Raw genomic sequence first — 19198 nt, 5'->3', positions numbered from 1 at the left:
GTGGGAAGAAATATCTGTCATGCGATAGGTAAGTAAGTCTGACGGCCGGCCGGTACGCATGGGTGACAGTGCCGTTTCGGAACGGGGGCGCGGTGTAACATTGCCGTTGCGCAGATGTCGGAGCGATGACGAAACGCTCACCGGACGATGGAATCGGGGCGTTGCCGAGGGGTGCATGGAAGGGTCGGCACAATGTCAGGGCGACCGCGGCGTATCAGTCCCATTCGCGAGGGGAACACCACTCGCGACGAAATCCTCGATGCCTCGGCCGAGTTGTTCACCACCGACGGGTTCGCGGCAACCACCACCCGCCGCATCGCCGAGTCGGTGGGCGTGCAGCAGGCCTCGCTCTACTATCACTTCAAGACCAAGGACGACATCCTCGATGCACTGCTGGCGATGACGATCGACCAGCCGCTGCATTATGCGGCGCTGATCGCCGATCGCCCGGAGCCCCCGGTTGTGCGTCTCTATGCCCTCGCGCTCGCCGACGCCGCCCAGCTGGCGGCCAGCCGGTGGAACCTGGGTGCTCTCTATCTACTACCGGATCTGCGTGCCGATCGATTCGTGGCGTTCCGGCGCAAGCGCGACCAGCTCCGCGCGCACTATCAGGATCTGGCCGCCTCGGCGTGCCCTGCGGAGATGATCCGCAATGGGGTGGAGCGCCTGCCCTTCCGGCTCGTCGAGTCGGTGATCATGCTCCGCGCCGATGGTGATTCCATAGCTCCGGAGGCATTGGCCGATGCGACCTTACGCGTTCTGGGGGTTACGGGAGATGCTGAACAGGTTGAGGGGGCGGCTCGAGCGCTGTTGGTGCAGTTGGACTGGCCGGTGGCTGTTCCTAAGAGGTAGGCACAGTTGACCGTGCTAGTCTGCGGGCCAGTACAAAGTAGCCAAAATGTGATGGGAATTAGGTGCTGCAGTAAATGTCCGATCTGAAGCCGTACTACGAGGAATCTCAGTCCATATACGACATTTCGGACGAATTTTATGGCCTTTTCCTTGACGAAGAAACCATGGGCTACACCTGCGCCTACTTCGAGCGTGACGACCTGACCCTTGCCGAGGCGCAGCTGGCGAAGTTTGACCTGGCGCTCGGCAAGCTCAACCTCGAGCCGGGGATGACCCTGCTGGACATCGGCTGTGGTTGGGGTGCCTGCCTGGAGCGCGCCATGCGTAAGTTCGACGTCAACGTCGTCGGTATTACCTTGAGTAAGAATCAGAGCGAGTACAGCCGCACGCGCCTGGCGAAGGTTGCCGAGGAAACTGGCCGTACCGCCGATATTCGCATGCAGGGCTGGGAAGAATTCAACGACAAAGTCGATCGAATTGTCACGATCGGTGCATTCGAGGCATTCAAGCAAGAGCGTTACCCGATCTTTTTTGAACGCGCATATGACGTTCTTCCCAATGATGGTCGAATGCTTTTGCACACCATTTTGGCCCACACCCAGAAATTCTTCCGAGAAAACGGAATTCCACTCACCATTAGTGATCTGAAATTCATGAAGTTCATCGGTGAGGAGATCTTCCCCGGTGGCCAGTTGCCGGCGGTCGAAGACATCGAGAAACTAGCTGCTGGTTCCGGGTTCATGCTGGAGCGCACGCATTTGCTGCAGCCGCACTACGCGAAGACCCTGGACATCTGGGCCCAGAATCTTGAACAGCGCCGCGAGGAAGCCATCAGGATTCAGTCCGAAGAGGTTTACGACCGCTTCATGCGGTACCTGACCGGTTGCGCGGACTTCTTCCGTCGCGGTATCACCAACGTGGGTCAGTTCACCCTCGTCAAATAGCGAGACTTAACAGGTCAACGCCGTCTCACGCTTGCGTGAGGCGGCGTTTCTGTTCCTCGATATTGAAATCGGCGGGTGGCCACGAGAGATTTAGGCTGTCCAGTGTTTCGTCGAGAAGTGCGGTAACCGCGAGTCTGCTGTACCACTTGCGGTCGCACGGGATGACGTGCCAGGGGGCGTACTCGGTGCTCGTCTTCTCCAGCACCGCTTGATATGCATCCTGGTAGGCGGACCAGAACGCACGCTCGTCGATGTCGTTGGGATTGAACTTCCAGTATTTGTCCGGACGGTCCAGCCGCTCGGCGAGGCGCTCCTTCTGCTCGTCGAGCGATACCACCAGGGCCACCTTGAGGATTGTCATCCCGGCCTCGGTCAGCTCCTTTTCGAAGGCATTGATCTCATCGTAGCGGGCGCCCCAGACCTCCGGCGGCACCTGCTCGTGCACCCGCACCACCAGGACGTCCTCATAGTGCGAACGGTCGAAGACGCCGAGCTGCCCGCCTGAAGGCAGTGCGTTGCGAATGCGCCATAGGTAGTGGTGCTTACGTTCTTCCTCCGTGGGAACCCGGAAGCTCGCATGTTCAATTCCTTGCGGATCAACTTGTCCCACAACATGTTTGACGATGCCTCCCTTGCCGGAGGTGTCCATGCCCTGCAGGACCAACAACACCGAGCGGTGGTCGCCGCTGCGCCCATTGGCGTACAACATCTCTTGCAGCAACCCGAGGCGCTCAGACAGTTCGGCCTGCAGGGCTTCGCCGTCCTCGCGCGACCCGTCGAACCCGGGTGTGGAACGGGTATCGACATCGGCGAATAGCAGGTCGGGTCGATAGCGCAGCGCGGACGTGTCGATCCTGGGGGTCATGCCCAGTGACCCTAGCGAGGTCGGCTTACCCGGAGTGGGTTTGACGCGCTTGTGGTGGAGGAGGAACCGGTGACGGGTGTGGCATGTCGATGAACTTCTCCCGGGATCCACCCACACCCACGATGCCCAGCACCGCGTTCCAGGAGATCATCGTCAGGTAGTCGATCAGTTCATCGGAGCTCATCCGCGGGTGCGACATCCACGAGTGGGTGGCCAGCTGCACGCCGCCGACGATCATGTACGCCCACGGCTCCACTCCGCGGGTATCCATGGACGCTTCGGACATCTGGCGGCGCAAAGAGAGGGCAAGCATGCGGGCGATGATGCGTTCGGAATCCGCGATGGCCTTGCTGCGGCTGGTGGAGCTGTTGGCCATGACGAACGGATAAATCTCGGGCTCGGCGGCGACGGTCTCGACGTACACCTTGATCGCGGTGCGGGTGAGGTCGTAGCCATCCAGCCGGGCAGACAGGGCCATGGCCATCTTGGGAATGAGGGTGGTCTGCGCGAACCGTGTCATGACGGCCGTCGTCAGATCATTCTTGTCGACGAAGTACCGGTAGAGCACCGTCTTGGAGACGCCGATATCGGAGGCGATCTCATCCATGCTGATATCACGCCCCCGGTGCCTGATGGCATCGAGGGTGCCGTCCACGAGTTCGGTTCGTCGTTCGACCTTGTGCTTATGCCAGCGGCGCTTGCGACCATCAGTCTTGATAGCCGCAGGCTGCGTTTTACTTGCCACGGTTATCGCCACATTCCCTTAGTTATCTGTAACCGATACTACTTCACGGGACCCTCGGGGATGCGTGACGCGCTCGATACCGGATGATGGAGGAGTGGCAGGCAAGCATAGCGATCAGCCGCGCACGCGGAATGCATCCGGCGGCGTCTTCGCGGTGGGCAATTCGGCCGTCGACGAGGAGCGCCAGAAGCAGCTTCGCCGAATGAAAGCCGTGGCTACGGGGTTCCTGGTCGCGGCCACCGTGTTGTTTCTGGCTTGCCGTTGGTGGCAGTCGGTCGGTGCGCCGGGCTGGGTAGGTTATGTCGGAGCGGCCGCAGAGGCGGGTATGGTCGGTGCGCTTGCAGACTGGTTTGCTGTAACCGCCTTGTTTCGGCATCCGCTTGGGCTAAAGATCCCGCATACAGCGATCATCAAGCGCAAGAAGGATCAGCTGGGGGAGGGACTCGGGAACTTCGTCCGGGAGAACTTCATGTCGCCGGCCGTCATCACTGCCAAGGTGCGGGATGCGCAGATCGCGGGCCGGCTGGGCAAGTGGATGAGTGACAGGTCGCATGCCGAGCGGGTCGCGGCCGAGGCCTCCACGGTGCTCCGCGTCGGCGCGCAGATGCTGCGCGACGAGGACGTGCAGCAGGCCATAGACAGCGTGATCGTGCGTAGGATCGCCGAACCCACATGGGGTCCGCCGGTGGGGCGCGTGCTCTCGACGGTGCTCAAGGAGGACCGGCATGCGCCGGTGATCCAGCTGCTGTGCGACCGCGCCTTTGAATGGGCGCTGGGTGCCAGCGACACCATCGATCGAGTGGTGGTGCGTGACTCGCCCAGCTGGACACCCAAATTCGTCGACCATTTCGTGGGCGACCGCATCTATCGCGAGTTGGTGGACTTCACGGACAAGGTGCGCCGCAATCCTGATCATGACCTGCGTCAATCCGTGAACAGGCTGTTGTACGAGTTCGCCGACGATCTTCAGCACGACGACCTGACTATCGCCAAGGCTGAGGCGATCAAGTCGCGGTTGATGGCGCGCGCGGAAGTCCAGAACGCCGCGGCGACCGCGTGGTCCGCCGCCAAGAAGATGATCACCGAGTCCGTGGACGATCCGTCGAGCGAGCTACGCACACGGATTGCGGACACCGTGGTGCGGATCGGGGAGACGCTGCGCGACGACGACTCTGTACGCGACAAGGTCGACGGTTGGGTGGAACGTGCGGCCCGGCATCTGGTGGATCAGTACGGCGCGGAGATAACGGCCGTCATCACCGAAACGATCGAGCGTTGGGACGCCGAGGAGGCCAGTCGCCGGATCGAATTGCATGTCGGCCGTGACCTGCAGTTCATTCGTATCAACGGCACCGTGGTGGGTTCGCTGGCAGGTTTGGTCATCTATATCGTGGCGCAGGTGCTCTTCTAAAAAGGCCCTGACCCGGCTATTCCCGCACTAAAGTGACGTGGAGCACATTGCTAACAGAAGTGCTTGCAATAGCTAGCACTGCTAGCTTACGGTGGTTCTTATGTCGCAGGAATCAGACCTCGCCGCCGCTGTGAGCAACGCCGCTTCCGATATCGGAGGCTTCATCCGGGCACAGCGTGAGGCCGCCCAGGTCTCCGTGCGTCAGCTGGCCGAGAAGGCCGGCGTAAGCAACCCGTACCTCAGTCAGATCGAACGCGGACTGCGTCGTCCGTCGGCGGAGGTGCTCAATCAAATCGCAAAGGCGCTAAGGGTTTCGGCGGAGGTGTTGTACGTGCGTGCGGGTATTTTGGATCGTAGTGATGCCAGCCCGGTGCGGGACGCCATCATTGCCGATACCGTCATCACCGAGCGGCAGAAGCAGGTGTTGTTGGACGTCTACGGCTCATTCGTTCAGCAAAACGCCGAAGCCAATTCGGATCTGGCTCAATCCGACCCCGAATCTACTGGCGATAACTGAATAACTTTCCCCATCCCCGAAAGGAATCTGGCATGACCAAGAAGAACACCTCGTTCGAAGACCTGAAGACCCCGTTCTACGTAGCCGTCGGCGCCGGTGACCTGGCGCTGGCCGCGGTCGCCGATGTCGTCGTAAAGCTGCGCGAGCGCGCCGAAGAGGCCGCCTCTGAGGCCGGTGCCCGCGTGGACGAGACCCGCGACCGGCTGCGCGAGCTGTCGGCCGAGCTGCCCACCGACGTCAACGAGCTGCGCGACCGGTTCACCCCCGAGGAGCTGCGCAAGGTTGCCGAGGCCTACTTGCAGGTGGCCACCGACATTTACAACAACCTCGCTGAGCGTGGTGAAGAGGCCATTGAGCGCATCCGCAGCACCCCCGGTATCGAGGAGAACGTGACCCGCGCCGAGGGTCTGGTCGGCAACTACGCCGAGCTGACCGAGCAGGCGCTGGGCACTGTGGCCAGCCAGACTCGCGCCGTCGGCGAGCGCGCCGCCAAGCTGGTCGGCATCGACCTGTCGGGCAACGGCGCTCCGGCCACCAAGGCCCCCGCCAAGAAGGCTCCTGCCAAGAAGGCTGCACCCGCCAAGAAGGCCGCCCCGGCCAAGGCTGCTGCCAAGAAGGCCGCGCCCGCCAAGAAGGCTCCGGCCAAGAAGGCGGCGACCCGCACCGTCACCCAGAAGTAGGCAGTTCCAGCTCTGACAGCCACCCGATCAGCCACGTAGGCTGATCGGGTGGCTTTCACTTTTCATGTCTTCGCGCTGATCTCGCTCGTCGCCCTTATCGCGGCGATCGTCGGGTTGGTCCATGCCGCGCTTCAGCCCGCGGACGCGTTTGTGGCGGCAGAAAAGCAGACCAAGACCACCTGGATAGTCATTCTTGCCGGAGCGGCCGTGCTCACCCTGATTCCGGGGTTGGAGCTGTTGACCGCCGGAATCGCCGCCGTGGCGGCCGGGGTGTATTTCGTCGATGTGCGTCCCCGCGTGCTTGAGGTGCAGGGCAAGTCGCGGTAGTGCGCGCGGTTGCGGCGCTGGTTGCGTTGACGGCCGTTCTGCTGGTTGCGAATGCAGTGCCCGCAGCCGCCGTAGAGCCCGCACTCATTGATCACGTGTCTTGGGGTGCAACATCTTTGGGGCGCACGCTGCGTATCTACCCGACGCCGCTGGGACGTGCGTATGAGGCACCCGACGGCGCAGACGTCGCCTGGACCGAGGTTCTCGCACTGGCCCCCGACGCGCAGTCGCCCGGTATGCGGATGCAGTTCGACTGCCATTGGTACGGGCGGGTGTTCATCCCGAACAAGCCGAGCTGGAACCTGGAACCGTGGCGGCCGCCGGTGGACGAGGCGTTGATGACGGTGTCCCAGTGCAACCCGGGTGGACCTGAGATCTAGACCCCGACCGGCCCGGCTCTCAGCGACAAAATCTCGGGCCCGAGTGGTGGGTCCGAGATCGGCGCCGTATCGGTGGGCAAATTGCACTGTGACATGAATCAATTGCGCGATTAAATGACAAACATGTAATTCCTCCGAGACCACCGGTTTATCTCGACGTTATTGGTGGAAGTAAGAAATCACTAAAGCCTCAGGCAGCTCAGTGGCAACTTTTCTTACCATTCTCCGCTTGCGTAACGCACACCTCGTGAGTAACGATTGCAACAGTGATCACAATCTGATCACGACCGGAGTGGCAGGTGGTACCTCACGCATCACGTGATCTCTCCGGTGACAGAGGATCGGGGTGCAGTGACATGAAGGTCGTCATGGACCGGGCACGATGGGTGCGCGACAGGCGCGCGGTGTGTCTGATCGTCAACGTGCTGTTCGTGATGTCGTTGTCCATGACCGCAAGCGTCGCCTCCGCCGATTCTGTGAATTGGGACGCGATCGCCGAATGTGAATCCGGCGGGAACTGGTCCGCAAATACCGGAAACGGATTCTATGGCGGACTGCAATTCAAGCCGTCCACCTGGGCATCCCACGGTGGTGTCGGGAATCCCGCCGATGCTTCCCGTGAGCAGCAGATCGCCGTCGCCGAGAGTGTTATGCAGACGCAAGGCCTTGGTGCGTGGCCGGAATGCGGCGGCGGTGGCACCGGCCCGATGGCCGGGCGCTCGGGGTGCCAATTCGTCCCCGGTGGCAGCATTTTCGGGATCGTCAACTTCCGTCAGATGTGCAGCGGAGTCGTTGGGCTCATTCCCCCCGCCGGCTAGTTGGGGACGGCGCGGCGAGTGCCGTCGCGGTGATCTGCGGTGGCCCGTGGCGGCCATGTCGTACGTCGATTGGGCGCTACGAGAGTGCGCACGCGACAACTGGTAGGAGCCCGGTCGGGCGCTCAAGATAGTAGGTTTGGCTTACCTAATGCCAGTTGTATAGTCGGTGCCGCGGAGCGCTGGAGCCCTCGCGCCCACCTGTATTGAGCCACAAGGAGAGCAGTCAACATGTCGACTGAAGTTACCGAGAAACTCGAGAAGATCCTGCGTGGAGAGCTCGCGGTAAGCGCACACGAGATCACCCGGGACAAGCTGTTGATCGACGATCTTGGGCTCGACTCGGTGGGATTCGCACTTGGCCTCGTCCTCATCGAGGAGCAGTTCGGCGTCACTCTCACTGAAGACCAGCTACTCGTTTGTGATTCCTTCGGCGACCTTGTCGACATCGTCTCGGCAGGGCAGGCCACTGCCTCGCCCGAAACGACCAGCGCACTCGCTGAGTAGAAGTTCGCAGAACGAGAAAGGCGAGAGAACCATGACCAGTTCCACCACGAACGTGCCTGCCGTGCAGGGCAATGCATTGGCGGAGAAGGTTTCCCAGGCGATGCTGACCTCGCCCGCCGACTTGGTGGTCATGGATGGCGCGACCCGCGAATGGCATCGGTTCCCCTGGGCCGAGGTGCATGCGCGAGCGGAGGCCGTCGCCGTCGACCTGCTCGACAACGCACAGGGCCCGGTGGGGGCACTGGGTCTGATCGGCAGTCCCACCGTCGACTTGGTGGCGAGCGTGCAGGGTGCCTGGCTGGCGGGGACGAGCGTGTCGTTCTTCCCCGGCCTGGTGCGCGGGGCCGATCTGGACCGCTGGGCGCATACGACCTTGGAGCGCTGCGCGGCGATCGGTGTGCGCACGATCTATAGCAATGGTCGTGAGCTGGAGCAGTTGCGTGCCGTGGAGTCCAGCATCCGGATCGAGGATGTGGCGCAGATCGGAGCGCGTCCTCGCCCGCAGGCGTTCACGCCCGTCCAGACCGGTGATGAGACCACGCCCGCCGTCCTCCAGAACTCCTCCGGGTCCACCGGCACGCCCAAGACCGCTGTCCTCTCCCGGGGAGCTGTCATGAGCAATGTCAGTGCCATGGTGCGCCGCGCAGAGCTGACCGGGGAAGACCTGACGTGCAGCTGGTTACCGCTGTACCACGATATGGGCCTAATCACGCTGCTGGCTTCGTTCTGGACGGGCATGCCGCTGTGGCTGGCGCCCAATAGTGCCTTTGCGGCCTCGCCGATCAGGTGGCTGGACTGGCTCACCGAGAGCGGCGCGACATATCTGATGGCGCCGAACTTCGCTTACGACATCATTGGCCGGTACGTCGACAAGATTGACCGCGGCGTCGACCTCGGCAAGCTGCGCGCGGCGGTCAGCGCGGCCGAGCTGATCAACTGCGACGGTTTCGAGCGGTTCCTCACGGCGGCGACTCCCCATGGCTTCTCCCCGGGCGCGTCGGTGGCGGCCTGGGGTCTGGCGGAAGGGACGTGTGTCGTGACCATGACCCGTCCCGGCGTGGGAGCGAGATCTGACGACGTGCTCGTCGCCACCCCGGATGGCGGTCAGGCCCCCCGCAGATACGCACTGGTCGGCTCGGCGTTCGATGGGATGGAGGTTCGGGTGGTGCCCGCCGCGCGCGAGGTACCGGCGATCAGTGGCCGGGAAGTCGGGCAGGTCGAGATCAAGGGCGCCTGCATGATGAACGGATATCTGGGCAACGCGGCCATCGACAGGAACGAGTGGTTCAACACCGGCGACCTGGGCTATTTCCATGACGGCGACTTGGTCATCGTGGGCCGCTTCAAGGAACTCATCGTCCTTGCCGGGCGCAATGTGTATCCCATCGACGTCGAGCGGGCAGCCGCGTCGGTCGAAGGAGTGCGGGCAGGCAGAGTCGCGGCCGTGGGACTCGACGAAGGCGGCGTCCGCCCGAGGCTCGCACTGGCCGTCGAGTACAAGGGCACCGACTTCGAGGCGGCGCGCAGGCAGGTAGTGCAGCGCGTCACCGCCGACTGTGGGGTCGTGCCCTCAGAAGTCGTGTTTGTGCCCCCGGGGGATCTGCCGATTACGACGTCGGGCAAGCTGCGGCGCCTCGAGGTCAAGCGTCTTATCGAGACCGGTGGAGGTCTGCGATGACCCTGGCTGACCCGGAGAGCCGGACTGTGGCCCCGCTGTCTACCGAAGGTTTTCGCGCGCTGCTGAGTTCAGTCGTCGATGACGAGGTGACGTCGTGGGTGGTCGAAGCCGAGAAGACCGAGCGATTCCCCCGTGCGCTGATCGAGCGCTTCGGTAGCGCTGGTGTGCTGGCCGACAAGTGGTCGTCCGGGGCGCTGCCCGACGTCGCGAAGCTGGTATCGCTGGGCTTTGCACTGGGTGGCCTCGGTTCGATCGGAATCAGCATTGGCGCGAGCTTGCACGACTCAGCGATTTCCATCTTGCGCCGGTTCGGTAGGACCGACTACCTGCGTGAGATTACCGAGCAGGCGATCCGCGGTGAGGCTGTGCTGTGTATCGGCGCCTCAGAAGAGGCCGGTGGCTCTGATCTCCAGATTTCGGAGACCTTGGTCCGCAGCGTCGACGGCGGCTACCACGTGCGGGGCAGCAAGAAGTTCGTCTCGCTCGGCCCGATCTCGGATCACATCGTCGTCGTCGCCCGCGGCGCCGACGACGATGCCGCCAGCAAGCCCGGCAATGTGATGTTGCTGCTGGTGCCCACCGCCCAGGTGGTGGTGCATGAGCGGTACCGGAAGCTCAGTGCGGGACCGCTCGATACCGCGCCGATCGATATCGATACGTGGGTTCCTGCCGACGCGCTGATCGCCCGCCCCGGCGCGGGGCTCGCCGCGATCAGTTGGGGGCTGTCGCATGAGCGGCTCGGCATCGCGGCTCAGGTGGTGGCGCTCTGCGAGAAGGCTCTTGGGATCACCATTGCCCGCATGATGGAGCGGGTGCAGTTCGGCAGCACCCTGCTGGGGCACCAGGCGTTGCGCTTGCGTGTTGCGGATCTGCAGTCCCGGGTCGACATGATGCGCTATTCGTTGGAGGGCATCGCCGCGACGGGGCAGATGAACCTGCGTACCGCGGCCGCGGCGAAGGTCACGGCCGCCCGGCTCGGCGAAGAGGTGCTCTCCGAGTGCCTCCACATCTTTGGCGGTTCGGGATACCTGACCGACGAGACTCCGGTCGGCCGCTGGTGGCGTGACATGAAGCTGGCCCGGGTGGGCGGCGGTACCGACGAGACTCTCTGGGAGTTCGTCGCCGCCACCCTGAAACCCGATATCGAGGGCTACCGCTCCTTGGGCATCTAGGCCAGCGGGGCGGGTACATCCGCCGGGGTGCGCGCAGTGGTGTACAGCGCCATCCGGCGGTTGGGCATCTGGTGCTCGCCCAGGAAGGTGCAGCCGATGTGCTCAAAGACTCTGCGAGTCTCGAAGTTCTGGAATTCGGGGTCGAACATGACCCGCTTACATTGCGGCTCCAGCTCGAAGAAGCTCTTGATGAGCTTGGGCAGGATCATGACCATGAAGCCCTTGCTGGCCATGGCCTGGTTGGCGATGGCGCCATGTATTCCCAGGTCGTAGGGGTCGGCGGCGTACTTTTCGCCGATCGAATCCTGAGCTGCCCGATAAAACTCCAGGTAGCCCACGGGCTCGTCCCGGAACAGCACCAGGTACGGGTGCGAATAGGTGCTCTCAACCTGGGCCTTGAGCTGGTCGTACCAGCGCTCATCCGGCCAGTCTTGTTCCCAGCCGTTGACCAGCGCCGGCTGGCGCATCCATCGGGCAATCAGCGCGGTGTCATCGCTGTCCGGGTCCACAAGCCGCACACCGAACGGGCTCACGAGCTTTGGCTCCGGAGGTGCGGGTACCGAGGGGTCGGGGGCGACATGGCGGTAGAGCACTGGCCAGGGACGTTCCATGTAGATAAGGATAGGCTATCCAATTACGGCTGCAGCGCGGCCCGGGCAGGAAATCACGTGCACCGAAAGGTTCACGGAAACAGGGCATTGGCTTCCGCCTAGGCGCGGATGGTCATGGCGATGTCCCCGATCGTGGGGCCGCCGTTCTCCCGGTCGGCCGAGACCGGAAGGTGGGTGGCGGCCGCGATCTGCGAAGCATTGGCCAGCATCTCGGCCTGGCTGACCAGATTGGCGCCGTCCTGCCGTCCGAGCGCGAACGCCAATCCGGCGCTGCTGGTGGCCGGCGCGGTGAAGCCGCAGCCGGTGAGGATGCGGGCCGACCCGGCGTCCCACGGGTTGGGGACCACGAACGTCCCGGACTGATGAAGGGCCGAGAACACGACCGCACGCTCATGCTGGGAGGTCATGTATGGGACGCTACGCCCATGACGGATTCGGTAGGCACACCGGCGGTTTGGCCCACTCGCGGGGAGGTTGCCGCATGCATCGACCACACGCTGCTCAAGCCCGAAGCAACGCCCGGGGACGTGCAGGCCCTCATCGCGGAGGCCATCGACCTCGGAGTGCTCGCGGTGTGCGTTTCGCCGCCGATGCTCCCGGTTGAGGCTCCCGGGCTGATTGTCGCGGCGGTGGCGGGATTCCCGTCGGGCAAACATCTTTCGTCCGTCAAGGCGCACGAGGCCGCCCTCGCGGTGGCCGCAGGCGCGACCGAGATCGACATGGTGATCGACGTGGGTGCCGCGGTGGCAGGTGATTTCGCGGCGGTGCGGGCCGATATCGAGGCGGTCCGGCGGGCGGTCCCGGCCGCGACGCTCAAGGTCATCATCGAGTCCGCGGCGCTGCTGGAGCATTCCGGTGCGGGGGCGATCCGTGAGGCCTGTCGGGTGAGCGAGGCCGCCGGGGCCGATTTTGTGAAGACCTCTACCGGGTTTCACCCATCGGGAGGAGCGACCGTGCAGGCGGTGCGCATCATGGCCGAGACCGTCGGCGGTCGGCTCGAGGTCAAGGCCAGCGGCGGAATCCGGACGGCACAGGATGCCGCGGCCATGCTCGATGCCGGTGCGACACGGCTAGGCCTGTCGAGCAGTCGGACCGTGCTGGAGGGGTTCCTGCTTTAGAACGAGAGGTTCTGCAGGCAGGGATTCTCCACCGGCTTCATGGGCTGGTTGGTGCTCGACAGTTTCACCGTGATCCCGTCGTTGGTGACCTTGACCTCTTGGGCCTTGAGCCCCATCGGGTAGGCGCCGCCGACGAGCCCCTTGGAGAAGGTGTCGAGCGCCGGCTGGATGATCTCGCGGGGCAGGCCGATGAATGCGGACACGTTCTCGGATTGCAGCGTCACCATGCCGTCTTTGATGACGGGCTTGGTAGTGATCTGTGCCAACCCGCCGGCCGCGCTCAGCGTCACCTCGCCGGTGGATTCGTTGGTGGTGGCATCCCCCACCAGCGAGCCGAGCATTCCCGGCACAAGGTCACGCGCGCTCTCGGTAATGCCGGCGGTCGGCCAGGACACCTCGACGTCGAGGCGTCCGATGGTGCCGAGCGAGTCGGCCGTCTTCTTCAGCGAAATGTCGCGGACCGTGATGGCGACGGACATCTTCTTGGCCTGCGCGATCTGATTACCCGCGGTCTTGATCGTGAGCTTGTCGATGTGATTGCCGAGGTATTGCACGACGAGGGGCATCGGGCCGAAGGATGCGGTCGCGCCGTCCTGCACCAGGCATGACGTCGCGGCATTTACCTCACTGCTGGTCCGCTGGCGGGCGTAGAGCTCAATGCCGAGGACGGCGGCGACAAGTACGGCAACAACGATGACGGCGATGAGTACCAGCGACCTGTAGTCGCGGCCCTTCTTGGGCTCGGCAGGTTGCGGTGGCGCTTCTGAGGGCGGGGGCTCAACTGGGGGCGGAGCCACCGGGCTCTGCAGGGTCGGCGGCTGCTCTGCCAGCGGGGGCGGTACCTGCTGGGACGGCGGTTGCCATGGCGAAGGCTCGGGAGGTGTCGATCCGGGTGGGCCGAGCGGCGGCTGAGGCGGTGTCGTCACCCGCGCGATTGTGCCTTACTCGGCTGAGGACGGGTTAAGGACGGGCAAGATCTTGCGGGTCTCGGCGACCGCGTCCAGGTTCAAGTCCGCCACGATGAGCTCCGGCTCCGGACCGGCCTGGGCAATGAGTTCGCCGGTTGGTGAGGCCAGCAGGCTTCCGCCGATCCCTGTCGGGGAACCGCTGGCGGGCGCCTCCAGGGCGGGCAGGGCTTGGTCGGCGGCGGCGATGAAGCATGTCGAGTCGGCTGCCCGCGCCCGTGCCAGCAGTGTCCACTGATCCCATTTGCCGGTTCCGGCGGCCCAGGAGGCGCTGACGGTGATCACCTGTGCGCCGCGATGTGCAAGGTCGGTGTAGAGGCCGGGGAAGCGGATGTCGTAGCACGTGGTCAGCCCGACGCTCACACCGTCGACCGTGATGAGCACCGGCCTGTCCCCGGGCGCGACGGTGGCCGATTCGCGGAAGCCGAACGCGTCGTAGAGGTGGATCTTGTTGTAGTGCGTGTCCACGCCGGGGCCGGTGGCCAGCAGCGTGTTGTGGACGCGGCCGTCGGAGGAGGGGGTGAACATTCCGACCACGACGGTCAGGCCTGCGTCGTGTGCGATGGTGCGGACTCTGTCGGCCCACGGGCCGTTGATGGGCTGTGCGACGGGGCGCAGGGGCACGCCGAATCGGCACATGGTCGCCTCCGGGAAGACGACCAACGCGGCGCCCTGCGCGGCGGCATCACGCACCGTGGCCGCGACGGTGGCCAGGTTCTCGGTGGGATCGGCACTGCTGGTGATCTGCGCCAACACTATCCGCATGTGTTCCAGCCTAGGCCAGTGGCACGACGGCCGCCCACGGTGTCGTCAAGATGCAGTCACGGACCTGTCTGCGCTGTTGTTCCACGGGAAATCCATTGTCACGCAGTGATTTCAGCATCATGCGCCAGCGGACTCGGGGCCCGAAGACGCCGTGTGGGGCCGCCGCCGCCCAGTAGCGGTCGGCGGCGATAAGTAGATTGTGGATGGGTTGGCCCGGAACATTTTGGTGGATAAGGGCTTTCGGTAGCCGTTCGGCCAGGTCGGATGGCTTGTCGATGTTGAAGGGGTCGCAGGCCAGGGTGAGGGTTCGCGGTCCGGTCGCATCGAGCAGCAACCACGCGCAGCGGCGGCCGAGCTCGTCGCAGGTGCCCTCGATGATGAGCCCGCCGGGTGCGAGCCGGTCCGCCATCGTGGCCCAGGACTGCGCCACCTCCGATTCCGGGTACTGGCGCAGCACGTTGAAGGCGCGCACCAGAACCGGTGTGTGGCCTGCCAATTCGAACCCGCCGAGACCGAAATGGACCCCGTCGCGGGGCGGCACCACCCGTTCTGGATCGATCTCCAGCCCTACCACCCGGATGTCCGTCCGGACTGTCCGCAACCGCGAGGCCAGCTCCAGGGTGGTGGTGGGCATGGCGCCGTATCCCAGGTCCACCACCAGGGGATCGGCGGCATCGGCCAGCGCGGTCTGCACGTCGGGGTGATGGACCAGCCAGCGGTCGCTGCGGCGCAGCCGGTTGATACCCGTGGTGCCACGGGTGATGGTCCCCTGTGGGCGGGGGGTGGGAGAGGGCCCAGGCCGGGACGCAGGGGATGGTGCCACCTCTCTATGGTGCCTGGGCGGCCGCTGCCTGCGGTAATCGGGATTTCTTGGGATCGGTAGCGCCGCGGCCCGCCTTCACTTGAGCCATGACGGAGCCATCGGGGCGACGGACGACGAAGGGACAGATGATGAATCGAGTGATCGTGGGCGCCATGGGACTTCTCGCTGCCGGAGCGGTGGTGGTCGGCTGCTCGACCGACAAGCCGGGCGGATCGCAGGTGAGCTCGGGTAGCAATGCCGAGGTCAAGGTGGACGGCAAGGACCTCGCCGGCCTCGACCTCCATTCCGTGACCTGCGTCAAACAGGGCGGCAAGATCAATGTGGCCAGCGGTGCCGTCAACGGTCAACAGGGCCTGGGTGTCGTGATGACCGACGAGGCGCCGCCCAAGGTGCAGTCGCTGGGATTGGTGTACGACGGTGCCGCACTCGCGGTCAGCAGCGGCATGGGGGCCAGCGTCGGCTCGGCCGATGTCAAGGTCGACGGGAAGACGTACACCATCACCGGCGAGGCCTCCGGTGCCGATGTCAAGAACCCGATGGCCGGGATGATCACCAAGCCGTTCACCATCAAGGTGAGCTGCGGCTGACATCTCGAGAAGCGGCGGGCGTGCACAGCGCGCCCGCCGCTTCCTACTATTCGAAGGTGACGATCATCGGCGACCTGGAGCGGGCCCGTCACCTGGCCTTGGCGGCCAAGGAAGAGACCGCCAAGGAGATCCTGTTGTCGCTGTTGACTCAGGCCGAGGAGGCCGACCGTGACGACCTCGCGTGCGAGGTCTTGGCTCAACTTGCCGAGATCTACCTGGTGCGCACCGCCTACGACGGCGTGGTGGAGGGTGTACGGAGGATCCGTGAATGCCTGGCGACCTATGCCGACATCCGCTCGGGACGGCGGCCTGATCTTGCCGCGCAGGTCGCCATGTCCGATGGCGAGGTCGACCACCTGATCTGCCGCTATACCCGGCGAGCTGAGTTCCTCGCGGCGGGACTGGCCGCGGCGAATGGTGACCACGACGGGGCCGCGGCGAGCCTGCGAGCGCTGATTGAAACCGCTGGGGATTTCGAGGATTTGGCCGCCGAACACCGCGGTCTCATCTGTTACGCCAGGATCTTGATTGCCCGGGGTCTGTGCGACGACGACATGTACGCGGACTCGGTGCCGGTATGGGCCGAGGTTCTCGATCTACTCGAGGAGTATGCGCGCGAGGGCGACTCCGAGTCCGACTACCTGTTTGTCAATGGCGCACTCTCGTATGGCCGATTCTGTGTCGAGACCGGCCGGCTCGACGATGCCGAACCGTGGCTGCGGCGGGCCGAGGCACGCGCGGGGGCGCGGGGCTGGCAACTGGCCTGCGCCCGTGCGCAGTTGGAACGTGCCGCGGCCCGATGGGCAGACGGCGATATCACCGAAACCCAGACGCTGGTCCACCAGGCATACCCGGCGATCGCCGAGCATGTCCGGGCGCACGACGTATCCCGCAGCTGGCTGTACTTCGGCTTGATCAGATTCCGGATGAACGCACTGGACGAGGCCGACGAATGCTGGGGACATGCCGAGCGGCACTGGCGCGAGATCGAAAAGCCACTGCATATTCATCGAATCTTGCTACAGCGCAGCTGGATCGCCATCCTCCGTGGTGACTTTGCCGAAGCAGCCGCGAAGGTAGCGCAGGCCCGGGAACTGTTGGACGACTACCCGCGGCACAGCTGGCTGCAATACGCGCGTCTCGATGATCAGCTGGGCAACATCTGGCGTGCCGACGCGCTTGCGGACTTGGGCCTGGACCCTGGCGCGGGCACGGTGTCCGGTGAGCCCGGCAGGCCGGGATACCGGAGTGCGATGTCCAAGCTTCAACAGGCCGCGGACCTCAAGGTCCCGGCGGCCTTGGCGGTCGATGCGGTGCGCTATGCCATCGCCGATGCAGGAGCGCGGATGCGCTGGGCCAGGTGTGTCTCGGCGCCGATGTTGGCGGGCGCCTTCGCGGTGGCCAAGGAATGGGACAACTCCGCACTTGTCAGTGAGTTGATCGAATATCACAGCGCACGAGGGGCTTTCACCACCGACGTGAGCGATGATCCGCCGGGTTCGGCTGCCAGCGCCTGGGCTTCGACCGCCACCGCGGCGGTTCCCGTCGAGGGCGAACTGGCGCTTGTCGCCGCGGCGCCCCCGGTGCAGGCGGACGGCGGGCTCAACCGCCTGGGGCCGCTGCCACCGCTGCGGATGGACCCTGCCGGTGACCAGATCATGAGCAGTTATCGAGAGTTGGCCCGGCAGCGGTACGGCCGAGAGGTAACCGCCGTCGACGACGAATGGTCGACCTGGCCATGACAGACACTTTGGTGCTGCGATTCGCTGACGTGGGCATCGCCACCTACGCCAGCCTGCGGGTAGTGGGGGAGCCCGAGCGCACGGTGACCTGGGCTATCCAGCAGCAGTCCCTGGAAACGGTCTGCAACGCACTCGATTCCGCCTTGCCGGATCCGTGTGGGGCCGAGACAGCGCTCATCGCCATCGAACGCGCGTTGACCACCGGGGCGTTCGCAAGCCTGGATGCGGAATTCGAGCTGGCCGGTGCGCTGGGGTCCGAGTTGGTGGCCGCCGACGGCTGGACGCTGTTGTCCGAGTCCGTGTCATCTCCGCGTGCGGTGCTGTTCGTGACACCCAGCCCGCGGTTAGCGCGAGTGCCCTGGGGGCAGCTGGCGATGCCGGGTGCGGATGATGTCCGATTGATGGAGCTGGCCGACGTTTTGATGGCCGTGCCGCCGAACATCGTGCATGCGCCACGAGTACCGGCTCGGTGGGGCGATCGCCAGAACGGTCCGGCGGTGCTCCTGCTGGACCCACGGATCCCCGGGCAGCGACCGGATTCGACGTTGGGCTCGGTGCTGGGACGCCCGTCGCCGGAGGCCGCACTGACGCGTCATTTCGGCGAGCTGATGGACGGTCACCGGGTGCTACCCGCGGTCGGCGCGCCGGTGGAACTGTTCCGCCGGACCGATATCGACCGCGACTGGCTTGCATGGGCATGCGCGCAGCACCCCGCCCGGCTGCTCTACGTCGGGCATGCCAGCGCGGCCGAGGGAACCGTGGGCCACGCCGAACGGGCTGCCCTGCACCTGGCCGAGGATCGTCCGCTGACTGCGGCCGACATGATGGCCACGCGGCTTTCGATCCCGCCGCGAGTCGCGCTGTTGGCCTGTTCCTCGGGAGGTGATTACCGCTTCGATGAGGCGACCGGGCTCGCCGCGGCGATGATCCTGGGTGGAGCGGAGCTGGTCACCGCGACCCTGTGGTCGTTGCCGACTGCGGCGGCCTACAGTCAATTTGGCTTGTCCACAACAGATCCCATGGCCGATACGGTCGCCGAGGTCGACCGGGCGCACCGCGGCGAGGATGCGGGCCGTGCGGTGAACCGGTGGCAGCGGGTTCAGTTGCGACGCTGGCGCGACGGTGACTGGGCGGCGACTCCACTGCATTGGGCGGCGGTGGTCAGTTTCGCCGTCGACGGTGCCCGCTGAATCAGTCGGCACACGCCCGGACCGCGATGATGCTGTGATCACCGGGCCGGTAGTAGGCGTCGATCACGCTGCCCGGTGCCATCTTCGGCAACGCGGAAGCGGGTATCACCGCGGTTTCGCGTGCCGGGAACTGGCGGCCGTCCGGCCGCGTCACCATGAGGTCCAGTTGCATCTCGCGGCCCGAACCGGTGGCGCTCAACCCGGTGACGACCCCGCGTGAGCGGGTACCGCCGTCGATCACGGCGCGCTGTGCCCCGGCCAGCAGCCGCTTGCGGATCAGTACATGGTCGAATTCGGCGGCGAATTCCTCGATCGTGACGAGCCGCTCGTCGGCCTCCGCGTCCGGGTGTGCTGAGGTGTTCCGGCGGCCGGACAGCAACGCGGCGCATCCACCGAAGACCCTGGTAATGGTGGGAAATCGTCCTGTGGTCATGTCGATATCGTCGACCAGGCCCGCCGTTACCGAACCCAACTTTCGGGTGGCCGAAAGCGATTACCCTTGTG

At 64.7% G+C, this 19198-nt stretch carries 22 protein-coding genes and 1 pseudogene; 15 read left to right on the top strand and 8 right to left on the bottom strand.

From position 1 onward, the window contains the following. Window positions 1-192 precede the first annotated feature (192 nt). On the top strand, window positions 193-852 hold the full coding sequence (locus tag B4383_RS06910; protein WP_078290324.1) for a TetR/AcrR family transcriptional regulator: 660 nt from the start codon (window positions 193-195) through the stop codon (window positions 850-852). A 74-nt stretch (window positions 853-926) separates the two neighbouring features. After that, a complete protein-coding gene (locus B4383_RS06905) occupies window positions 927-1796 on the top strand; it encodes a cyclopropane mycolic acid synthase family methyltransferase (RefSeq protein WP_078290325.1) in 870 nt (289 codons plus the stop codon). A 25-nt stretch (window positions 1797-1821) separates the two neighbouring features. Here B4383_RS06905 and B4383_RS06900 read toward each other — a convergent pair whose 3' ends face one another. Together B4383_RS06900 and B4383_RS06895 are read right to left on the bottom strand one after the other, a co-directional pair. After that, window positions 1822-2661: a polyphosphate kinase 2 family protein gene (locus B4383_RS06900; protein WP_078290326.1), complete on the bottom strand. Its 840-nt coding sequence runs from the start codon at window positions 2659-2661 to the stop codon at window positions 1822-1824. A 25-nt stretch (window positions 2662-2686) separates the two neighbouring features. Further along, window positions 2687-3406 (bottom strand): TetR/AcrR family transcriptional regulator, encoded by a 720-nt coding sequence (locus B4383_RS06895; RefSeq protein ID WP_078290327.1) that lies wholly within the window; start codon window positions 3404-3406, stop codon window positions 2687-2689. A 76-nt stretch (window positions 3407-3482) separates the two neighbouring features. Here B4383_RS06895 and B4383_RS06890 point away from each other — a divergent pair, with 76 nt between their 5' ends. The 9 genes from B4383_RS06890 (at window position 3483) to B4383_RS06850 (ending at window position 10893) form a co-directional block, all read left to right on the top strand. Beyond that, window positions 3483-4817, top strand: a complete 1335-nt coding sequence (locus tag B4383_RS06890; RefSeq protein WP_078290384.1) for a DUF445 domain-containing protein — start codon at window positions 3483-3485, stop codon at window positions 4815-4817. Window positions 4818-4917: 100 nt separating this feature from the next. Further along, complete coding sequence (locus tag B4383_RS06885) at window positions 4918-5334, top strand: helix-turn-helix transcriptional regulator (RefSeq protein WP_078290328.1); 417 nt, start codon at window positions 4918-4920, stop codon at window positions 5332-5334. A 32-nt stretch (window positions 5335-5366) separates the two neighbouring features. Next, window positions 5367-6014, top strand: a complete 648-nt coding sequence (locus tag B4383_RS06880; RefSeq protein ID WP_078290329.1) for a heparin-binding hemagglutinin — start codon at window positions 5367-5369, stop codon at window positions 6012-6014. A 48-nt stretch (window positions 6015-6062) separates the two neighbouring features. Beyond that, window positions 6063-6341, top strand: a complete 279-nt coding sequence (locus B4383_RS06875; protein ID WP_078290330.1) for a DUF2516 family protein — start codon at window positions 6063-6065, stop codon at window positions 6339-6341. Between the two features lie 26 nt (window positions 6342-6367). Continuing rightward, the gene (locus B4383_RS06870; protein ID WP_078290385.1) at window positions 6368-6721 is read left to right on the top strand and encodes a DUF2599 domain-containing protein; all 354 of its coding nucleotides are present in this window, start codon (window positions 6368-6370) and stop codon (window positions 6719-6721) included. Between the two features lie 356 nt (window positions 6722-7077). Beyond that, the gene (locus tag B4383_RS06865) at window positions 7078-7539 is read left to right on the top strand and encodes a transglycosylase family protein (RefSeq protein ID WP_078290331.1); all 462 of its coding nucleotides are present in this window, start codon (window positions 7078-7080) and stop codon (window positions 7537-7539) included. A 228-nt stretch (window positions 7540-7767) separates the two neighbouring features. Further along, window positions 7768-8043 (top strand): acyl carrier protein, encoded by a 276-nt coding sequence (locus B4383_RS06860; protein WP_078290332.1) that lies wholly within the window; start codon window positions 7768-7770, stop codon window positions 8041-8043. 31 nt (window positions 8044-8074) lie between these two features. Then, window positions 8075-9721 (top strand): long-chain-fatty acid--ACP ligase MbtM, encoded by a 1647-nt coding sequence (gene mbtM / locus B4383_RS06855; protein ID WP_078290333.1) that lies wholly within the window; start codon window positions 8075-8077, stop codon window positions 9719-9721. After that, window positions 9718-10893 carry an acyl-CoA dehydrogenase family protein gene (locus B4383_RS06850; protein ID WP_078290334.1) on the top strand — a complete coding sequence of 392 codons (1176 nt, stop codon included), beginning with the start codon at window positions 9718-9720 and terminating at the stop codon, window positions 10891-10893. The genes mbtM and B4383_RS06850 overlap by 4 nt, the downstream gene beginning before the upstream one ends. On the opposite strand, the gene B4383_RS06845 is transcribed toward B4383_RS06850, so the two are convergent. Continuing rightward, complete coding sequence (locus B4383_RS06845) at window positions 10890-11504, bottom strand: GNAT family N-acetyltransferase (RefSeq protein ID WP_078290335.1); 615 nt, start codon at window positions 11502-11504, stop codon at window positions 10890-10892. The two genes, B4383_RS06850 and B4383_RS06845, sit on opposite strands and share 4 nt — an antisense overlap. A gap of 104 nt (window positions 11505-11608) precedes the next feature. Continuing rightward, a pseudogene (locus B4383_RS06840) lies at window positions 11609-11911 on the bottom strand (isocitrate lyase/phosphoenolpyruvate mutase family protein); the annotation flags it as partial. A gap of 18 nt (window positions 11912-11929) precedes the next feature. On the opposite strand from B4383_RS06840, the gene deoC reads away from it, so the two are divergent. Beyond that, entirely contained in the window at window positions 11930-12622 is a 693-nt protein-coding gene (gene deoC, locus B4383_RS06835) for a deoxyribose-phosphate aldolase (RefSeq protein ID WP_078290386.1), read from the top strand. Here deoC and B4383_RS06830 read toward each other — a convergent pair. From B4383_RS06830 to B4383_RS06820, 3 genes are read right to left on the bottom strand one after another with little or no spacing between them, the layout of a single operon-like run. Further along, complete coding sequence (locus tag B4383_RS06830) at window positions 12619-13548, bottom strand: DUF2993 domain-containing protein (RefSeq protein ID WP_078290336.1); 930 nt, start codon at window positions 13546-13548, stop codon at window positions 12619-12621. The genes deoC and B4383_RS06830 overlap by 4 nt on opposite strands. Before the next feature lie 15 nt (window positions 13549-13563). Continuing rightward, the gene (locus tag B4383_RS06825) at window positions 13564-14352 is read right to left on the bottom strand and encodes a carbon-nitrogen hydrolase family protein (protein WP_078290337.1); all 789 of its coding nucleotides are present in this window, start codon (window positions 14350-14352) and stop codon (window positions 13564-13566) included. Between the two features lie 10 nt (window positions 14353-14362). Then, complete coding sequence (locus B4383_RS06820) at window positions 14363-15175, bottom strand: SAM-dependent methyltransferase (RefSeq protein ID WP_078290338.1); 813 nt, start codon at window positions 15173-15175, stop codon at window positions 14363-14365. A gap of 128 nt (window positions 15176-15303) precedes the next feature. On the opposite strand from B4383_RS06820, the gene B4383_RS06815 reads away from it, so the two are divergent. Genes B4383_RS06815 through B4383_RS06805 form a run of 3 tightly spaced genes read left to right on the top strand, consistent with a single transcriptional unit; the run spans window position 15304 to window position 18694 of the window. Continuing rightward, window positions 15304-15762: a lipoprotein LpqH gene (locus B4383_RS06815; RefSeq protein ID WP_078290387.1), complete on the top strand. Its 459-nt coding sequence runs from the start codon at window positions 15304-15306 to the stop codon at window positions 15760-15762. Window positions 15763-15818: 56 nt separating this feature from the next. Next, window positions 15819-17504 carry a hypothetical protein gene (locus B4383_RS06810; protein WP_078290388.1) on the top strand — a complete coding sequence of 562 codons (1686 nt, stop codon included), beginning with the start codon at window positions 15819-15821 and terminating at the stop codon, window positions 17502-17504. Beyond that, entirely contained in the window at window positions 17501-18694 is a 1194-nt protein-coding gene (locus B4383_RS06805) for a CHAT domain-containing protein (RefSeq protein WP_139360589.1), read from the top strand. The genes B4383_RS06810 and B4383_RS06805 overlap by 4 nt, the downstream gene beginning before the upstream one ends. Window position 18695: 1 nt before the next feature. Here the strand turns inward: B4383_RS06805 and B4383_RS06800 are convergent, their stop codons facing one another. After that, window positions 18696-19133, bottom strand: a complete 438-nt coding sequence (locus B4383_RS06800; protein ID WP_078290390.1) for a hypothetical protein — start codon at window positions 19131-19133, stop codon at window positions 18696-18698. Window positions 19134-19198 lie beyond the last annotated feature (65 nt).

The sequence above is a fragment of the Mycobacterium sp. D16R24 genome, from assembly GCF_002013385.1.
Lineage (GTDB): Bacteria > Actinomycetota > Actinomycetes > Mycobacteriales > Mycobacteriaceae > Mycobacterium.
The sequence above is the reverse complement of the archived record's forward strand: the minus strand, read 5'-3'. Positions and strand labels throughout refer to the sequence as shown.